This window comes from Methanoregula sp. (genome assembly GCF_023227875.1).
Classification (GTDB): domain Archaea; phylum Halobacteriota; class Methanomicrobia; order Methanomicrobiales; family Methanospirillaceae; genus Methanoregula.
Genome location: NZ_JALOCH010000002.1, coordinates 137877 through 155305, shown reverse-complemented (window position 1 = coordinate 155305; position 17429 = coordinate 137877). Strand labels below are relative to the sequence as shown.

The window sequence follows — 17429 nt, the reverse complement described above, 5'->3', positions numbered from 1 at the left end:
CGGGGAAAGGGTGAGAGCTGGATCACCATGGCACCGACACCAGCCTGGCCGCAGCCGATGATTTCAGCGCAGTTCACCGGGAAATTCCCGGGATGCTGCATGCCTGCCAAAAACCCGGGCCCCATATCAGGAGATCGTATCAGACCGCCAGACACATGTGCCGGAGGCGCATACGTTTTTATGATTCGGATGACCGGGATAAAAGTGCCTTCAGGCCATGACATGCGCGAGATTTTCCACCGTTATGATTATATCCTCCTCTTCATCGCGCTGTTCCTGGCCTATACCACGGTTTCGAATATCAATTTTCCCAGCGGGGACGTGGCACCTGCATCCTTCATGCCGGAGTCCCTGATCCTGCACCAGAACCTGTATTTCGATTACGTCCCGCCGATCCTGTCCAACCCGGACTATACCTATGCTTTTACTATGGTACAGGGCCACCGCGTCTCGCTCTTCCCGGTTGTCACAGGTGTTCTTGTCACGCCGATCTATGCCGCATCCCACCAAATGAGCCTGGCGCTTTCCACTCCCTTGGAGACCACGGACGTGTACGTGCTCGCAAAAGTATCCGCAGCAGCGATCGCAGCAACGGCCGGTGTCCTCGTATTCGCGGTCGGGAAGAGGTTGTTCAACCGAAAAGTTGCACTGGCGACCGCCCTGATCTTCGCTTTTGCCACGAGTACCTGGTCGATCAGCAGCCAGGCCCTCTGGCAACAGGGTACGGTGGAACTGCTCCTGGTCCTGCTCATCTGGCTTGTTATGCGGAACGAAGAGACGGGTTGGTGGGGATACAGCGTGCTCCTTGGCATCGTATCAGGGCTCTTTGTCTTCAACCGCCCGCCGGATGCGATCCTCCTTATCCCGGTCATTGTCTGGATGGTATGGCAGCACCGCCAGCAGCTTCCGGGATATGCTGCCGGTGCCGTTCTTGGCGGATTTCCGTTCTTCTGGTACAATTATTCCGTGTTCGGAAATCTGTTTGGGGGTTATAGTGCGAACCTCCAGTTCTTCATCCTGAATACAGATTTTATCAGCCATTACCTCGGGCTCCTTATTGCCCCCAATATCGGGCTCCTCGTTTTCTGCCCGGTCCTAGTCCTCTCGCTGTTTGGGTATCTCCGGGTGTACCGGGACCGCACACGACCCCTGCGCCTCTTCCTCCTCCTCTTCGGGCCTGCCGTGCTCCTCCAGATCCTCCTGTACAGCTTCTTCGGGCTATGGTCGTCCTCGGCAGCGTACTGTTTCGGGCCGCGTTTCCTCACCGGTTGCGTCCCGGTGCTCTGCCTGTACACCGGGTTTTTCCTCGATTGCTTTTTTCCCGGGGATACGGGAGCCGGCAGCGATCCTGCCGGATCGTGGAAGCGGCAGGCCGTCACGCTCATCGTCGGTGGACTGGTGGCAGTATCGGTCGTTATCCAGTTCATCGGGGTCTTTTTCTATCCTTGGTATATGGTGAAAACCATGAATGATGAACGGGCTTGGGACATCTCAGACTCCATCATCGTGCAGTCGCTCGCGTGGGGACCGTTCAGCATTGAGGGGATAGAGTGGCTGGCCCCCCCTCCGCTGCATCCTCTTGTTCTGTTCCGGTTCAGTCCCCTGAATTACGGTTACGGGTAGTCTGAAAAAAAGACCGGGGCGCGGGGCGATATCCCGGCAGGAGTCATGTGCGTTCCTGCGAAGGGAGCACCTGCGGGGCGGGTGGGGAATCCGGTTACCGGGCCGCCGGCCGTCTGCTCCCCCGGCTATACCATTACCGTTCCCTTCCTGTTATAAATGCAAAAAGCAGGCATTGCCCGGGAAGATTGCTCTTGTCTCGTCTCTCACCGCGTGCCGGGTATGAGTGTGATCTGCCCGGGCTTTTCTCAGGAGAGCCCCCGGTAAACCCGGATGCCTCGCCCGTCCCGGCACACGGCAGGCACCGGCACCTGCCGGGAAAAACTCCCGCCCGGCAGGATATTGCACCGGTGCGGGGTTATTTAGGAAATGATGTTTTTAGGGGAGGGCTGGTACGGCCATCCCCCATGTGAGGCTGTCCTTTGAAAGTTGCACGGATCTCCGGCGCGATCCCGGGACATGAGGGGGGCGGCATGAACAAGCCGTTTCCCGCCGGTCCTTCTGACCCGGGCATTTTGCAGGGATTTCCCATTACGGCATCGGCATCGCGCCGATCACCGGTGAGACTGCTGTATGATCGGATGGTTTCAGTAACTTATCCCTCCGTTACTGCGATATCTTTCTGGAAGATGACCTTCCCCGTCGGGATGTGGATGAACTTCACATTCACCTTATCCCCGGCCCGCAGTTTCTCCCAATAGGGCCCAAGAACCGCTTCGGTGGAATCGTTGTAGAAGGGTCTGCTATCGTGTATCTTGTAACTGAACAGAGTACTGACACCATACCCGTTGGCAGAGCTCGGGTTTGCCGGCGTATTACCACTACCGCTATAGCTCCATCTGCCGCCCGGCACCTGATTAAAATCACGCTGCCCACAGGGTATACCGCTCAGGGCGGTTCCCGGTACCAGCATATACCTCCCGAACTGCTGATAGTATGGTTTAAAATTCATTGCGTTCGTATCCTTATACCCGATCGTTGCACTCCCGTTGACCCCCGGTCCTATCCCTTGGGGTGCAACATAGGTATTACCGCTGTAACCCGTCTGCGGGTTCCCCATGACGTTAACATTTGTAATTAACGGTACAACAGTGCTCCCGCCGGTTATGCTCTCGCCCGAGGTCCTGTTCGTTGCCGTCCACGACGTCACAATCTTGAGTTCATCTGTCGGGATCGGTTTGCTTACCGCAGTAACGGTTGCAAAGAACCCGCTCCCGGCCCAGCTTCCCATGTTGATGATTTTCACGTCCATATTGAGGGTCGGGGCCTTCTGGTTGTTGGTCCCGATCATCCCCCCGGCAAACCCGGAAACCACCGCCGCGATGATGATGACGACGACGAGCATCAGCATCACACCGACTACCGGTGAAACGGCTTCGTCACCTTTTTTTCTTGTTCGATTCTTCAGGTAATGCATGTCCTTTTCCACCTGCCCAAATCTTTATGGAGATTTTTTACGGCTGGATCACAACCGAAGTCTTGGCCATCACGGCTCCCGAGGACTTGTCACTGATAGTGAGCGTAAATGTCTTGCCGACATTGTCGGGGTTGACGTAGCACAGTCCCCAGAAATCCAACCTGTACGTTCCTCCTGCATATTTCCAAACCTGTCCGTTGAACATAGAGGGGTAAGGATTGGAAGAAGGGGAAATCTGTGGCTGTAATATGGCAGGGTCCAGGTTATACACGTTGATATACAGCGTCTGTCCCGGCGCAAACGAGGTCACGTTCGATGTCCCGTCAACGTTCAGCAGCTGGTTCCCTTTGTCATCCGTGATAATTCCCTTCTGGATCACCTCCGTGGTTACCGACGAGAGACCCTGCCCGAAGCTGGCGTCGCTGGTTATGGTGAAGAGGAGGGGGGCCGTGGGAAGGACATCGCCACCGGTATGGATGATCTGCATCCCGCCCGACTGGCTGAATACCCCTTTGATCGTTGCCTGCGGGGTCTTGGAATTGCTCGCCATTGTCCCGCCGGCAAAGGCCGATACGACCGCTGCAATGATGATCACGACTACGAGCATCAGCATCACGCCGATCACCGGCGAGACTGCATTATGATTGGATGGTTTCATTGACTTATGCCTCCGTTACTGGTATATCCTGCTGGAAGATCACTTTCCCTGTCGGGATGTGGATCACCTTGACATTCACGGTATCCCCCATTACCAGGCTTTCCCACTTGGGCCCAAGAACCGCCGATATCGGATCGAGATAGGGGGTGCCACTCGCTGTTCTGTAGATAAACTTTCGTTCAACACCATACCCGTAGTTAGCGCTCGGCTTACCATCTGCCCACGAGCCGCCGATACTATCTAAGCTTGCCGCCCCGCACGGCTGTGCCGACAGGGTGGTTCCCGGCATCAGCGTATAATTCCCGAACTGCTGCCAGCGTCCTGAAAACTGTGTGTTCGTATCTAAGGATCCAACCGTTGCACTCCCGTTTATCCCCGGCCCGCCCCCGAACGGTGCAACATAGAAACCGGAACTGATACTTGGATCCGGGTTCCCGAGTACATCAATATTCATAACCCCCGGTAAGGTAGTATTCCCACCGGTTATGATCGGTCGATTAGTGGTCCAAGCCTTGTCCGTTGTCGTCCACGAAGTCACAATCTTGAGGTCTTTTGTCGGGATCGGTTCGCTTACTGCTGTAACGCTTGCAAAGAACCCGCTCCCGGCCCAACTTCCCATGTTGACGATTTTCACGTCCATCATAAGGGTCGGGGCCTTCTGGTTGCCCGTTCCGATCATCCCCCCGGCAAACCCGGAAACCACTGCCGCGATAATGATGACGACAACGAGCATCAGCATCACACCGACTACCGGTGAAACCGCGCGCTCATTTCTGAATGAACGGCACACATGTGTCATCCTTTCCACCTCACTTGGTAATAACCACGGTGCTCTGCCCGATCGTCTTCCCGCTGGTATCCTGGAACACGAGTGAGAATGTGAGACCGATGTTGCCTGGATTCTTAAACCCATATGATGGGTCATCCGCATCGCCCGGCATGTCATCAGGCGCAGGCCGCTGCTGGACATAACTCAGGTTGTCCTTGCTGATAGTGACGGTGTCGCCCGGCAGGAATGCCCGGGCGGTCGCCCAGGTCTGGGTCGCATTGGTAAAGACATAACTCTTGTTAACCACCCAGGAATAACGGGAGGCATCCGCCCCGAACGATCTCGAAGGTTGTACCAGGATCGTTGTCGTGTCCATCGGGATCGCATCCCCCCCGGTGTGGGAGATGGTCATGCCATTTGTCTGGCTGTACGTACCCTGGACAGTTGCCTGGGGGGCTTTCGAGGTTCCGCTCACGGTGCTCCCGCTGAATGCGGAGACCAGTGCCGCAATAATAATCACCACCACCAGCATCAGCATCACGCCGATGACCGGTGAGACGGCCTGTTCATGGTTCTGCATCATTACCCCTCCACGATGACATTCTGGTCCACGATCGTTTTTCCGGACTTCGCATCCATGATACGTACCGCCACGGTATCTCCCACCCTCAGGTTATTCCATTTGTTACCAAGGAGGGCCTGCATGGGATCGAGAAGGTGCGAACTGCCGTAAAAGTAGATTCCCGATGCTTCAGTCCCATATCCGGAAGGTTTGTCATACGTCGAGGTTCCGGAAGATAAGGAGAAATTACCCCACATTGCACCCGGCGGGTGAGAGGTGTCGTTTGCCCATTCCGTGACACCGTTGCCATACCCGGTCGGTACGGTAATGGTGCCGGTGGTACCAGTCTGTTCACCTGTAATATAGACACCTCCCATTCCTGCATAGGTCGTGTTCCCGCCATTGAAGCTCTTCCCGTAGTTCGTCGTGTCAGCGGGATCCTTGTAGGTTGTCGTCCACGAAGTTATTACCCTCAGGTTTTTCGTCGGGATGGGGTCACTCACCCCGAGTACTTTCATCGTGAAATATGAATTGAAGCTGTTCCCCCCGTTTTTCAGGTGGAACTCCACGTTCGCCGTCGGCGCTTTCTGGCTCCCGCTCGTAGCTCCCCCCGCAAATGCGGATACTACCGCTGCGATAATGATCGTAACGACCAGCATCAGCATCACACCAACCACCGGCGAGATGCCATCGTCGCCATTTTTTCTTGATAATCTCTTCTGAAAATGCATAGGTCTCCTTCCTCTTGCTCAAATCTCCATGAGAACAATATCATGACGGAGCACGAGCGACAGCCGCATGGCTGTATACTTGTCCTGCCATGTCCATCATCTTTATTAATTAAAAATATTTAACAATGATCATTTGTTAATTTTTCAAAGTTATCTTTAATTTTTTTTACATTGATCAAAATCAGTTAAATTGAATTAAATCGATTTGGAAAATTGTATATCGTCACGGATTGGCTCGCACTGAGATCATGAGGGGGATCAGGTGGTCTCCCGGAGGGCTCCCGGGTAACGGGGCTCAATCGAAGAACTCTGATGAGTTGGAGAGGTACATCAGGACCTCGACAATGAGAAGGGAGGCATCAGGTGACCTTCGAAGAACCCTGATGGGTTCTTCTCTTCCTCACGGCCTGATGACCGCTCGGACTTCGAAGTTGGAGAGGTTCATCAGAACCTCGACAATGAGAAGGGAGGCATCAGCCGACCTTCGAAGAACCCTGACGGGTTCTTCTCGTAGTTCACCCCTGCGGGGTTCACTACCGAAAAACTGCGGAATTCCCTTAAAACACCTGCGGAAATCATTTTAAATCGCGCTATCCTGCCCTAGATTCCCGGATTTCACGCCGGAGAGGCAAAACTGCGCTAATAGGACCCTTTTAGTTTGGGGATCGGCATGTAAAACGGGCTGCGGGGAGGAGGGGTCGGGATCCCGGGTTTTCCCTGATTACCCGGTATAGTCCTTCTTCCCGATGGTGATAATCTCGATGATGAGTCTATTGTGATAAATGAAAAATGTTGCCCGGTACTCCCCAATGCGAAGCCGGTATCTCGGCGCGTTCTTCGGGCTGTCCCTGACCTTCACAACATCATGCCGCTGGTACGGGTGTTCAGCAAACTTTTCTAATGCTAGCTCAATGTGTGTCCGGTGCTCTTGAGGGATTTTTACCAGGTCTTTCTCTGCCTTTCGTGACAACTTGATCTGATACACGGAATCACAAATTCCTGGACTCGATCACTTTGTCATCGCCCAGGTCCTTCATTATATCGCGGAGCGACCGGACCCGGCCTGCCTTGAGATCTGCTATCCCCTCTTCCATGGCTTCAATCTCTTCCGGAGTCATGGGCTCATCATCATATGCGGCTTCGGCCAGACGGCGGACAACTTCATCGTAGGTCTCACGGGGAGTAAGTTTCAGATCATCCAGGAGCGCCTTGGTATCGGATCTCATCCTAACGGTTGTTACCTCTGGCATATACTTAGGTATACGCAAGTATATTAAAAAAACCTATGCGTTGTTGCTCATGGTGAGTTCAAAAATGTTGCAGGTGCATGATTAATTCAGGTTTTTCTTTAGATTCTCCGGCTCTTTTCATTAAATCCGTTGATCTTATCAATCTGGTCTTGTTCGATAAGAAGGTTGAAAGTCACTCTTTAATCTCCGAGAGTGAAACGAATTTTCCCTCTTCTTCAATGCGCTTCATATCTGAAACAAGCCGATCCTTTTTTTTGGTCTCCATTAAATCTTCCAGGAGTTCCGCAGGGTATCGACAAAGTCTGCACTATCCACATCAACGCCTCATGCTCCGCGAAGTGATGCAACCGGTTTTTTTTCAATGATTTGGCATGAAAATGCTTCGGGCATTTTCATCAAATGTGTATGAAAGTCCTTCTGACTTTGATACACGATTTTCACAAAGATCTCATCACCGGTTTTTGTCGTGATTCCTTTCTCCAGTCCGGGATGGAAACCATCGAGGACCCGTGCTTTTATCGTTGTCATACCCGATACCGTACCCTCCGTATCACTCTTGTTGTCATTAAAGTTTGTGCGATGGCGCGGGTGTATTTTTTCACGGGGAACCAGGCTTCTGTGGTACGCTAAGAGTTGCTTTCCTTAAAGCGATCATTATTCGAAATCCACCCCGGTCAGCCCGGCAACCACGATACAATGATGGATTACGCCGACGGTGAGCTCATCATGAAGGGGGATCGCCAGATTGTCGAACACCCCTTCTTTTTTCATGATGAGATGACTGCCTTTCTTGGTTTTGCGGATATCGGTCCACCCCCGCCGGTGGAGAATCTTGATCATCTCCAGTCCCGAGACTACCGGCTGCTTCATGCGACAACCAGGATCTCGCGGACGTGCGGGAGAGCCTTGGCTGCCGATTCTGTCATGCATTCGAGGTATTCAGGAATGAGGTCCTTCATTGACTGGAGCGCCTCTTCTTCCGTATTCCCCTGTGCCATGCAGCCCGGCAGTCCTGGCACGAAGACGGAGAAACGCCCGTCTTCTTCTTTGACAACCTGCACCTTGAGCTTCATTACCATCATCTTGTCCGTTTGGGTTTATCTCCTTTACCGATCAGTTTGGCCCCCGGTTTTTTTCATGGCATCTTTACGGGGAGAGAGTGCAGCACCGGCGCCAAGCTCCGCAACCGTGATGACCGAAATAATCCCGGAATTTTTATCATCGGAAAAACTTTCGAACAGTTCAACGGACTAATTAAGGTCCGTTCATCCGGAGCACATCAATGCAGATGCTGGTACCCAGAAAAAAATTCATAATGATTTGATTTCCGAAGAATCGAGCAAAGCGAGGTTCGAGGATGAGAAGAGTTCATCAGAACTCTTCGATTGCCCTGGATTTTCGCAGGGTATCGACAAAGTCTGCACTATCCACATCAACGCCCCATGCTCCGCGAAGTGATGCAACAGGTTTTTTTTCAATGATTTGGCATGAAAATGCTTCGGGCATTTTCATCAAATGTGTATGAAAGTCCTTCTGACTTTGATACACGATTTTCACAACGATCTCATCACCGGTTTTTGTCGTGATTCCTTTCTCCAGTTCGAGATGGAAACCATCGAGGACCCGTGCTGTTATCGTTGTCATACCCGATACCGTACACTTCGTATCACTCCTGTTATCATTAAAGTATGTGCGATAGAGCGGGTGTTTTTTCTCATGGGGAACCTAGCTTACGTCGGAGAACATATCCTGTCAGAGTATTGGATCGGTGACAAGCCCCCTAATCTGAAAACAGCCTTCTTTTGGCAAACAGAGGTTATTTTGAGCGATTTCTCCGCAAGCCCATTTTTTCGGGAACCCGAAAAACTGCGGAATTCCCTAAAAACACCTGCGGAAATCATTTTAAATCGCTCTGTATTGCCCCGGATTTCCGGATTTCACACCGGAGAGGTAAAACTGCGCTAATAGGACCCTTTTAATCCGGGGATCTGCCCCTTCCACAAGTTCGGGATGGGTCCGGGAGCGGCTGTGAGTACCGGATCCGGGGGATCGGAGGAGAGCGGCAGGAGTGGTTGTAGGGATCGCAGCCGGTTTCTGGCAGGGTACTAAACGCAGGTTTCGGAATTTTTTACGGGCAGGATCTTTTTTGCGCAGGCCGCTCTGCCGGTTTTTTTAAATCCCGTATGCTGGTGCACGATCATTGTGAAAAAAAGAATCCATCGTGAAATTGCGGCAGGTTTTCCGGATCGGTTTCTTTACCCAATGCAGGACCATGCCGGTTTTTTTGTTCTTCATTTTTCCGGATGATTATCCAGAATCCTGAATCATCGCTGATGATCCGGTAATCGCTGATCCCGGCCACTTCGAGCGATGCCTCAATTTCTCTGACACTGAACTTAGGGAACCGGGGTCTTGGAGGATACGCGGGATCGCCCACGAACTCGCGCTCCCTGCGGTCTGCAAGTACTTCGTCACGGATCCGGGCACTGCCATATCCTCCTCCGATATAGGCCATGCCACTTGGCCGGAGGACCCGGGAGATTTCCAAAAACGCCGCAGGAAGGTCTTCCCAGGAATGGAACGACCCCCGGCTGACCACGAGACTGAACGCGGCATCCGCTGCCGGGATCGCGTGGACATCCCCGATAACAGGGACAACAAGATCTTCCATGCACCGGTCCCGGATATTCTTGCGTGCCAGTTCATACATACCTGGTGAGCTGTCGAGCGCTGTCACGCGAAGGTCCGACAGAAGGGCAAGGGCCATCGCAAGCAATGCCGGCCCGGATCCCACATCAAGGCAGGCACCCTTCGTAATCCCCGTCCGTTCGAGGATCTGATCCGCAATGACCGGGTAGATCCGGGCATATGTGGCTCTTGTAAACTCATTGCACTGGCAGGCATCTTCGTCATATTTCCAGAAAGGGTCAACGGTTTCTGTCATGGCGGATCATTTTTAAAAAATGATTGCCGTTTTTCCGAGCCGGCCTCTTTGTTCGTCAACCGATCTGTGAGAGGGGGGACAGATCAAACTATCATAACTGCCCACCAGTCCAGCCATCGTACCTAATGAATTTTAATTAAATGTATTAAACAATTACCATTTGTTAATTATTTTTTATTAATATATGGATTGTATCCAACGTGGAACTGTTCCCTCGTGAAAAAGCGCTGGAATCGGGTAACTTCAAACCTCATCACCGGAACCGTGATTGCCACGCTGCTTACCGAACCATTCCTCACTCTTCCGGGCAGCCTCCACCAGCTGGATTGTATAGGGGTGTGACGGGCGATGCAGGATATCGGCAGTCCTGCCGGACTCCACAATTCTTCCTTTATGCAGCACGGCCACGGAACCGCTCATCTGTTCCACCACCTGGAGGTCGTGGGAGATGAAGAGGAGTGTCAGGTCCATCCGCTTCCGGAGCACCTGGACGAGGCTTAAGATCTGGGCCTGAACCGAGAGGTCGAGCGCTGCGGTGGGCTCGTCAAGGACGATGAACTCCGGCTCCAGTACAATGGCCCGGGCAAGTGCGGCCCGCTGTTTCTGTCCGCCGGAGAGCTCGAAGGGCCGGCGGTCCGCAAGCTCCGGTTGGAGGCCGACCATTGCGAAGAGTTCCAGGACCCGGTCGTCTCTCTCATGGCGGCTCCCCTGTTGCCAGACCATGAGCGGTTCAGCAACGGACTCCCCGATGGTCATCCGGGGGTCCAGCGCAGTATCGGGGTCCTGGAACACGATCTGCATCCGGGGCCGGAGCTGCCGCATGGCCGGTGTTTTGAGTGCACGCAGGTCGATCCCGTCAAACACGACCCTTCCGGCGCTGGGCTCCACGAGCCGGAGCATCATCCTCCCAAGCGTGGACTTCCCGCTCCCGCTCTCCCCGACAAGGCCGAGCGCCTCTCCGCGGTTAATGGAGAGCGATACATCCTCTACAGCGTAGGTCCGAATCCTTGAGAAGAATCCTGAAGTGTAATACTTAGAAACAGCATCGACCTCAATCATACCGGAGACACCTGACCTGCCGGTTCGTTCCGGTCTTCTTTAATGAGGGATGGACAGTACTGCACCGATCCATTGCACAGGAGCATCGCGGGCAGAACCAGCAACCGGAAGGCACCTGACCCGGTGCCGGGCTCACACCGGGGATGGGATGAAATCCTGCCGAGGGGGATGCCGCTATAAGTCCCTGCGTGTACGGGTGCAGGGGGTACGTGAAGAGGTCCTGGGTCGGGCCGTACTCCACGATCTCCCCTGCGTACATTACTGCCGTATGCGATGCAAGAGCGGATGCCGTCCCGAGATCGTGTGTGATCAGGAGAAGTGTCCGGTCCTGCATGACGGTCCTCAGGAGCTCCAGGATCTGCGCCTTCACCAGTGCATCGAGCCCGGAGGTCGGTTCATCGGCAATGATGAGGTCCGGGTTACAGGCAAGTGCCATGGCGATCAGGATACGCTCCCGCATGCCCCCGGAGAACTGGTGGGGGTACTTCTGCATATTCTCTTCCGGGCGTTCGATCCCAAGGCTGGTGAGCAACGCGATCACTTCCCGGTGCAGATCATTTCCCCGGCAGGATGTGTGAAGAGTGAGGGGTTCTGCGATCTGGTCGCCGATCGTAAGGACCGGGTTGAGAGCGAACGCGGAGTTCTGGGAGATCATGGCAATCTTTTTCCCGCGGACCTGTTGCATCTCCCGTTCGTCAGCAAGTATAAGATCCCTTCCGGCATACCGGGCAGACCCGGTGACCCGGGCATTTGACGGGAGAAGCCGCATCACCGACATCCCGAAGACGGTTTTGCCACACCCGGACTCCCCGATAAGGGCGACCTGTTCGCCCGTGTTGATCTCAAGGTCGATGTGGTCAAGCACCGGCACCGTGCCGGCCCGTCCCTCGAACTGCACGGATAGATTGCTGACAGCAAGCAGGCTCATATGCGGTTCACCTCTGTCCGGGGATTGAAGGACTCTTCGAGGCTGTAGCCGGCAAGGGCAAGGGCAAGGGAGATGCCGACAACCGCGATGCCGGGCGGGAGGATCCACCACCAGAGGCCCAGCGAAAGTGCACCGCTCGAATAGGCGTTCTGGATCATCGAGCCCCAGTCCACGGTCATGGTGTCCCAGAGCCCGATGAAGCTCAGTCCCACCCCCATCACGAGATAATGTTGTGACGATGAGACGAATTTCGCGGTCACGACCGGCATCAGGTTGGGGAGGATATGCCGGGACATGATGCGGAGATCCGTTGCCCCGATCGATCTGGCCCCTTCGATAAACGGTGTCTCCGCAAGCGAGAGCGCCGGTGCCCGGATGAGGCGGATCCCGTGGATACTCCCGAGGACCCCCATCAGGATGCTGACCTGCACCACCCCGGGGTTGAAGAACGTGGTCAGCACGATGAGCAGGGGGAAGATGGGGATGGGCATCAGGATGTCGAGAATCCTGCAGACGACCTCGTCGATATTTCCCCCGTAATACCCGAGGACAATACCGGCACAGGTACTGATTGATACCGATAATAATGCGGAGCAGAACCCGAAGATCAGGGTAACCCGGGACCCGTACACCAGCTGGGAAAAGATGTCCTGGCCCACGTCATTTGTCCCGAACAGGTGTCCGCGGTCCGGGGGTTGGAGGGGAGCGCCGACGATCTCCGTGGCGCCATAGGGCGCGATGAAGGGTGCCAGCAGTGCAACCGTAAAATAAAGAGCGAGGATCGCGACGCTTATCCAGAGGAATGCATTCCTGGTCATTGGTCACCCATCCGGATCCGCGGGTCCAGGTACGAGGCAAGGATGTCGGCGGCCAGCATGGCGCCGATTGTCATGAGGGCGTCTAAGAGGAAGATCCCTTCGAGAAGGGGCAGGTCCCGCATCCTGAGCGCGTCGGTGGTCAGGAGACCGATCCCTGGCCAGGAGAAGACCGTCTCGATGAAGACATTGCCCATGATGATGCCGGCGACCTGGAATGTCGTCATCGTCACCATGGGCAGGAGTGCGTTTTTCAGCGCATGACGCCAGAGGACAGCACGTTCGTCCAGCCCCTTTGCCCGGGCCGTTGTGATGTAGTCCTCCCCGATGACCGCGATCATCGAGTTACGCATCATGTAGTAGTTTCCGGTTGCTACAAAGGATGTCATCAGGCAGATCGGGAGGATGGCATGGTACAGGACATCCCACGGGTTCAGGCCGGAGATGAGGACGCTGATACTGGTAAATCCCCCGAGCGGGAACCACTGCAGGTAAAAGGCAAAGACCCACACCGCCATGATCGCCCACCAGAATTCCGGGATCGCCCGGAACACGATCATGATATTGAAAAGCGCAAGGTCCTTCTTCCCCCCGGACCTCCACCCGGACCATGCGCCGAGCACGATGCCGATAATAATCCCAAGGAGGACTGCGGGGAGCAGGATGACGAGCGACCAGGAGAGTTTCTGCATGATCATGGGAAAAACCGGGAGGCCGTACTGGTACGAGTATCCCCACTGGCCCTGCAGGATATTACAGATATAGATGATGTACTGTTCCCCGAGGGGGCGGTCAAGCCCGTACTGCTGGTAGAACTGGTCCACGGCTTCCTGAGGAATGGTGTGTGACAGGGAAAGGAGATAATTGGTGATGTAATCCCCGGGCATCAGGTGCAAAATAAAAAAAGTGATCGTTATGCAGACGAAGAACGCTGCACCGCTGTAACCGATCCTCCGCAGGAGGTAGTGCCCATCGATCATGCCGGTCTTCCCGGACAGATTACCCCGGTCATTTCACCGGGGTCAGGTTAGTCAGTACCCGCGGATCTGTCACACTGTAGTATCCCGGACCCAAGTCCCACCCGGTGAACCGGTCCGAGCGATACGCGACAATCGTATCGGATGTGCAGACCGGCACGGTAGGGATGTCCCGTGCAAGGAGATCCTGCATCTGGTACGCCATCTTCAGGATCTCCTGCTGGTCCGCTGTATTCCGGATCGTGGAGACAAGGGCGTTATATTCGGGATTGTTATAGTTGTAATAATTTGTTTTCTGGGTGGGAGTAACTGCAAAATTCACTAATGCATCCGCGTCGTCATGCAGGGTCACCGGGAACGAATCGAGGAAGACCGCGTTGGCGTTGATTGCCTTTTTATACTGCTTCTGGTCGTCGTACGAGACCGTGCTCAAGGTGATTCCCAGTTTTTCCCAGTCATTTTTCAGTACGGAAACGATCTTCTGGTTTCCTCCACTGGCCTGGCCCTTGGTGCCGAGCGGGATGGTGAGCGTGACCACGTTTCCATCCGGACCGAGGAGCAAACCCTTCCCGTCCCAGGTAAACCCGGCACTCTTCAGGATCTCCCGTGCCGTACTCAGGTTATAGGTGTACATGCCCACGTCTTCCGGGTTGACATACCTTCCGGCAAGGCTCGGGATCAGGAATGTGGTCTCCGTAGGCCGGCCGGTCCCGAACAGGGAACTGATCGTATCGCGGTCCACGGCATGGCTCATCGCTTTCCTGAATCCAGTGATATTCGCCGGGTATTGCGCGAGGTTGAAGGCGACTTCATACGCACCGGTATCTTTTATCGTGTACATGGCGATGTCCTTCTCGCCCTTCAGGCTCTTAGCCACCGCGGGGGAGATATCGGAGACAACATCGATCTCGCTATTCTTCAGCGCCAGCACCTGGCTGTCCGGGTTGGTGATCACCTTGAGGACCACGCCGCTGATCTGTGCCTTTTTTCCATAATAGGCATCATTCCGCAGCAGGCGGACATACCCGGCGGTATCCTGGTCAAAGACAAACGGGCCGGTACCAATGAACTGCTTATCCTCGTAGTGCTGCGGGTCGGGGATGCTCTCCCAGAAATGCTTGGGGGAGATAGTGATACCCGGCTGGCGCGAGATCTGATCGAGGAAACCAGAATAGGAGGTCTTTAGCGTGACGACGGCCGTTGAGGGGTCGGGGCAGTCAATGGACTGGACATCGGTGAGCACGTATGCCAGCGTGAGGTTGTTGGATTTCATGTAATCGTTGGTAAACTTCACATCAGCACAAGTGAACGGGACACCATCGCTCCAGATTGCGTCCCTCGCAAGGTGAAATGTCCAGGTTTTTGCATCGGCGGAGATATCCCAGCTTTTGGCAAGAGCGGGATCGAACGTGCCGTTGAGGTCCTTTATAATCAGTCCCTGGTAAATCCCGGGTGGCACGCCGCCTTTCTGCATGTTGCTGGTATAGGTAATTGATGACGAGGAACTGACCGGAATAATGACCTCATCTGCGGAGATCTCCTTGTTTTTCGTCATACCCCATGCAGCATTACCGATTCCGGAACCCCATGCAGCAATGCATAATGCAATGATCACGATAATGCATACGCCCGCGTATACGATGATACGTTTTCTCTTCAGGCTTGAATTTTCCTCCATGAGATTTCTCCTAAAACAACCTTCGTTTAGTTATTACCCATCGACCATGGATTTATTTAACCATTTTTGTTTAATTTTGATTAAAAGTAAAACAAAATTACCAAAACTTATATTTCCGGACGAACAACAAAATTGTGATACATATGGGCTCAACAAAAGACGTCATGGAATTATTCGCGGAGAGAGATCTCCGCCATATGTTACCCAAGTATGATGGATGGAAGATCGAAAAAATAAACGGATGCCGGGCCGCGGGATTCTTTTACCGCGTCTCCCGGAGCAAATGGGTAGGGACTGAAGATGCTTTTATTGCCGTATCGTTAGACCAGGTACCAAAAGAAGAGTTGATCAGCACCCTCGATTCTCTTCCGGAAGGCCGGGGATCCCTTGCGAAAAAGTACCTGCTCACACCCCAGGCAACCGATACCTCCAGCGTCCCGCCCCATGTCCGGGTCCTGCTGATGACCGCATTTGCATTTGTTGACGGAGATCTTCTCTGGTTGAACAAGAAGAAAAATGCCAAACGGTTTGCTGTTCCGGAACCCGCAGTTGCATGCTGAAATGCCCGGCAATTTCCACACATCACATCCATGATAACACGTCATCATTTCCTGCTCGTACTGTTATGCAGCATCATCCTCAGCAGCGCGATTGTGGATGTTAATCCCGTTCTTGCACTTCTGGTTTCCGTAGGAGCGGGTATCGGCGCCATCATTCCGGATATCCAGATGAAACGGCCTAAAAATAACCCTCTCCGCACGACCGCGTGGGGGATTGTGCAGGTGGGCAGGTGGATCTGTATGCCGGTCATCTGCTTTGTGTACCAGCGATTTTTTAAAACACCGGCGAAACCTGATGACAAACGGGTGACCCATTCCATCTTCGGGCTCCTCCTGTATTTCATGATGCTTGCAGCAATCGTATATGTGCCGGTTCTGCTTTTTTATCATGAGATTCCTGTTCTTCTGGTCTGGGGATTGCTTACCGGGCTGCTGTTTGGCATGCTCCTCCACCTTACAGAAGACCTGTGCTGCCGTAAGGGTGTCTGCCTGTTCTACCCATTCAACGATATCAGGATTTACGGTTCGATACGGCCCTGCGATGTCCTGGACACGCGGATCCTCGGTTTTCATGTTTACCACGGCACGGTCCTCTTTTTCTTCCTGGTAATCCAGTCTGCGGTCCATGTATCGGTGTACGAAATGATCGCCTTCAGTTTTCTCTCCATTGGTCTCTGCGTTGTTTCCATGATCTGGCAGTCTGATGTCCGTATAGGACTCCCGGAAAACAGGATCACAGACAGCCAGGAGGTGATCACCACATGAATATCGGTTGCATGAAAAATGATCACAAGACTCTGGAAACTGCCGAAGATTTCAACGAGATCGCCCAGACTATCTTCTTCCCGATATATCCGGTCATCGCCCACCAGATCCTGAAAAAGGCAGATATTGATACCGGCACATGCCTCGATGTGGGCAGCGGGCCGGGTCACCTTGCCATCGCGCTTGCCACCCTCTCGGACCTGCATGTTTATGCCATGGACCATGCCCGGCCGATGGTAAGGATTGCAGAAGCCAATGTAGGAAAGTACCGGCTGGAGCAGCGGGTAACACCGGTCTCTGGCAATGTGAAGAAGATCCCGTTTGATGATGCATCCATGGATCTAGTCGTCAGCAGGGGATCGTTCTTCTTCTGGGATAACCTGTCCCGGGGATTTTCCGAATGCATGCGGGTGCTCCGGCCCGGCGGTATGGCATATATCGGGGGTGGATTTGGTAACGCACGCTTACGTGATGAGATTGTCAGACAGATACGGGAACGGGATCCCGAATGGCAGGAAAAACGCCGGGGCTGGTATGCGAGCTGCAACCCACCTATTGTCCGGTCAGCGCTTGCTGTTGCCGGAATTCACATGTATGATATTACCGAGGATGACACGGGATACTGGGTCTGCTTTTCGAAAGGAGGGAAAACAAAAACAGAATAAACTCCACAATATATTTCATCGTTTCAGCTCC

General features: G+C 53.8%; 21 protein-coding genes. 4 read left to right on the top strand and 17 right to left on the bottom strand.

What is annotated here, in order from left to right:
- Nucleotides 1–189: 189 nt before the first annotated feature.
- Entirely contained in the window at nt 190–1623 is a 1434-nt protein-coding gene (locus M0R30_RS03115) for a glycosyltransferase family 39 protein (RefSeq protein WP_292543204.1), read from the top strand.
- Nucleotides 1624–2215: 592 nt separating this feature from the next.
- On the opposite strand, the gene M0R30_RS03110 is transcribed toward M0R30_RS03115, so the two are convergent.
- From M0R30_RS03110 to M0R30_RS03030, 17 genes are all read right to left on the bottom strand, one after another.
- Complete coding sequence (locus M0R30_RS03110) at nt 2216–3037, bottom strand: type IV pilin (protein WP_292543201.1); 822 nt, start codon at nt 3035–3037, stop codon at nt 2216–2218.
- A gap of 37 nt (nt 3038–3074) precedes the next feature.
- Complete coding sequence (locus tag M0R30_RS03105; RefSeq protein ID WP_292543199.1) at nt 3075–3695, bottom strand: type IV pilin N-terminal domain-containing protein; 621 nt, start codon at nt 3693–3695, stop codon at nt 3075–3077.
- A 4-nt stretch (nt 3696–3699) separates the two neighbouring features.
- Nucleotides 3700–4494, bottom strand: a complete 795-nt coding sequence (locus M0R30_RS03100; RefSeq protein ID WP_292543197.1) for a type IV pilin — start codon at nt 4492–4494, stop codon at nt 3700–3702.
- Between the two features lie 10 nt (nt 4495–4504).
- The gene (locus M0R30_RS03095) at nt 4505–5047 is read right to left on the bottom strand and encodes a type IV pilin N-terminal domain-containing protein (protein ID WP_292543193.1); all 543 of its coding nucleotides are present in this window, start codon (nt 5045–5047) and stop codon (nt 4505–4507) included.
- Nucleotides 5047–5757, bottom strand: a complete 711-nt coding sequence (locus tag M0R30_RS03090) for a type IV pilin N-terminal domain-containing protein (RefSeq protein WP_292543191.1) — start codon at nt 5755–5757, stop codon at nt 5047–5049. The genes M0R30_RS03095 and M0R30_RS03090 overlap by 1 nt, the downstream gene beginning before the upstream one ends.
- A 721-nt stretch (nt 5758–6478) precedes the next feature.
- Nucleotides 6479–6742, bottom strand: coding sequence for a type II toxin-antitoxin system RelE/ParE family toxin (locus tag M0R30_RS03085; protein ID WP_292543189.1), 264 nt, complete (start codon nt 6740–6742; stop codon nt 6479–6481).
- Between the two features lie 4 nt (nt 6743–6746).
- Nucleotides 6747–6983: a hypothetical protein gene (locus M0R30_RS03080; protein WP_292543186.1), complete on the bottom strand. Its 237-nt coding sequence runs from the start codon at nt 6981–6983 to the stop codon at nt 6747–6749.
- A gap of 348 nt (nt 6984–7331) precedes the next feature.
- Nucleotides 7332–7535 (bottom strand): hypothetical protein, encoded by a 204-nt coding sequence (locus M0R30_RS03075; protein WP_292543184.1) that lies wholly within the window; start codon nt 7533–7535, stop codon nt 7332–7334.
- A 126-nt stretch (nt 7536–7661) separates the two neighbouring features.
- Nucleotides 7662–7877, bottom strand: coding sequence for a type II toxin-antitoxin system HicA family toxin (locus tag M0R30_RS03070; protein WP_292543181.1), 216 nt, complete (start codon nt 7875–7877; stop codon nt 7662–7664).
- Nucleotides 7874–8080 (bottom strand): type II toxin-antitoxin system HicB family antitoxin, encoded by a 207-nt coding sequence (locus M0R30_RS03065; RefSeq protein ID WP_292543179.1) that lies wholly within the window; start codon nt 8078–8080, stop codon nt 7874–7876. Before M0R30_RS03065 ends, M0R30_RS03070 begins: the two co-directional genes overlap by 4 nt.
- 298 nt (nt 8081–8378) lie before the next feature.
- Entirely contained in the window at nt 8379–8651 is a 273-nt protein-coding gene (locus M0R30_RS03060; RefSeq protein WP_292543176.1) for a hypothetical protein, read from the bottom strand.
- A gap of 553 nt (nt 8652–9204) precedes the next feature.
- Nucleotides 9205–9951 carry a class I SAM-dependent methyltransferase gene (locus M0R30_RS03055; RefSeq protein ID WP_292543173.1) on the bottom strand — a complete coding sequence of 249 codons (747 nt, stop codon included), beginning with the start codon at nt 9949–9951 and terminating at the stop codon, nt 9205–9207.
- Between the two features lie 243 nt (nt 9952–10194).
- Nucleotides 10195–11010 carry an ATP-binding cassette domain-containing protein gene (locus tag M0R30_RS03050; RefSeq protein WP_292543170.1) on the bottom strand — a complete coding sequence of 272 codons (816 nt, stop codon included), beginning with the start codon at nt 11008–11010 and terminating at the stop codon, nt 10195–10197.
- Complete coding sequence (locus M0R30_RS03045; protein WP_292543168.1) at nt 11003–11938, bottom strand: ABC transporter ATP-binding protein; 936 nt, start codon at nt 11936–11938, stop codon at nt 11003–11005. The genes M0R30_RS03050 and M0R30_RS03045 overlap by 8 nt, the downstream gene beginning before the upstream one ends.
- Complete coding sequence (locus M0R30_RS03040; RefSeq protein ID WP_292543166.1) at nt 11935–12756, bottom strand: ABC transporter permease; 822 nt, start codon at nt 12754–12756, stop codon at nt 11935–11937. The genes M0R30_RS03045 and M0R30_RS03040 overlap by 4 nt, the downstream gene beginning before the upstream one ends.
- Nucleotides 12753–13733, bottom strand: coding sequence for an ABC transporter permease (locus tag M0R30_RS03035; RefSeq protein ID WP_292543164.1), 981 nt, complete (start codon nt 13731–13733; stop codon nt 12753–12755). The genes M0R30_RS03040 and M0R30_RS03035 overlap by 4 nt, the downstream gene beginning before the upstream one ends.
- Before the next feature lie 28 nt (nt 13734–13761).
- Nucleotides 13762–15408, bottom strand: a complete 1647-nt coding sequence (locus tag M0R30_RS03030) for an ABC transporter substrate-binding protein (RefSeq protein ID WP_292543161.1) — start codon at nt 15406–15408, stop codon at nt 13762–13764.
- Between the two features lie 143 nt (nt 15409–15551).
- On the opposite strand from M0R30_RS03030, the gene M0R30_RS03025 reads away from it, so the two are divergent.
- Genes M0R30_RS03025 through M0R30_RS03015 form a run of 3 tightly spaced genes read left to right on the top strand, consistent with a single transcriptional unit; the run spans nt 15552 to nt 17398 of the window.
- Complete coding sequence (locus M0R30_RS03025; RefSeq protein WP_292543159.1) at nt 15552–15968, top strand: hypothetical protein; 417 nt, start codon at nt 15552–15554, stop codon at nt 15966–15968.
- Between the two features lie 30 nt (nt 15969–15998).
- On the top strand, nt 15999–16733 hold the full coding sequence (locus M0R30_RS03020; RefSeq protein ID WP_292543156.1) for a metal-dependent hydrolase: 735 nt from the start codon (nt 15999–16001) through the stop codon (nt 16731–16733).
- 11 nt (nt 16734–16744) lie between these two features.
- Entirely contained in the window at nt 16745–17398 is a 654-nt protein-coding gene (locus M0R30_RS03015; protein WP_292543153.1) for a class I SAM-dependent methyltransferase, read from the top strand.
- Nucleotides 17399–17429 lie beyond the last annotated feature (31 nt).